Source organism: Devosia sp. Root436 (genome assembly GCF_001426345.1).
In the GTDB taxonomy this organism is placed as follows: Bacteria; Pseudomonadota; Alphaproteobacteria; order Rhizobiales; family Devosiaceae; genus Devosia.
On the sequence record NZ_LMEM01000001.1, the window covers coordinates 809,871 to 810,474 of the forward strand.

The window sequence follows — 604 nt, forward strand, 5'->3', positions numbered from 1 at the left end:
CGAGGTGGTCCGCCAGCGCCTGTAGCCGGCTATCCTGAACTGCCCTCTCCGTGTGATCCTGGGCGGTGAACGCCGCGATCAGTTGCGCATCGAGCCGGTCGTTCTTGGCTCGCTGCAGGTTCATGCGGGCAAACAGGCGTACTTGCATAGGCTGGTACAGGTTCACYACCAGTCCATGCTGGCGCATCGCCTGCACGATGCCCCGCTCATAACCGCCGCTGGCCTCCACACCCACTCGCTCCACCCCCGCCACGGCAAACCAGGTGACTGCCTGCCGCCATCCCGCCCCATCATTGCCAACCCGGCAATGCTGCCCMGACGGCGTCACCGCCAGGTCCAGAAACGCCTTACCGATATCGACCCCACCAGTCATTGTGATAGTACGGTCCATCTTCCTCGACCCATCCTTGTGATGCGAACCCACGGTTCAATCAACCATCCGGGCCCGATGAAGTGACGGTGACGATCACGCTCATGGACAGCCAGCCAACCGGCTGAGGGCCAATCGATCCGACACCGCAGCCGCGATCTGGGTCGCCATCCAGATCGCGGCATCCAAAAGGATGGCACGAGCTAACCACAAAGCGCTAATACAAGGGCTACT

The 604-nt window shown here is 62.0% G+C and carries 1 protein-coding gene; it reads right to left on the reverse strand.

Features of this window, described 5'->3' with window-relative positions; genetic code table 11:
* Positions 1–391 (reverse strand): IS110 family transposase (locus ASD04_RS19810; RefSeq protein WP_244488237.1); only part of this gene is annotated, 391 nt, incomplete at its 3' end.
* Between the last annotated feature and the right edge of the window lie 213 nt (positions 392–604).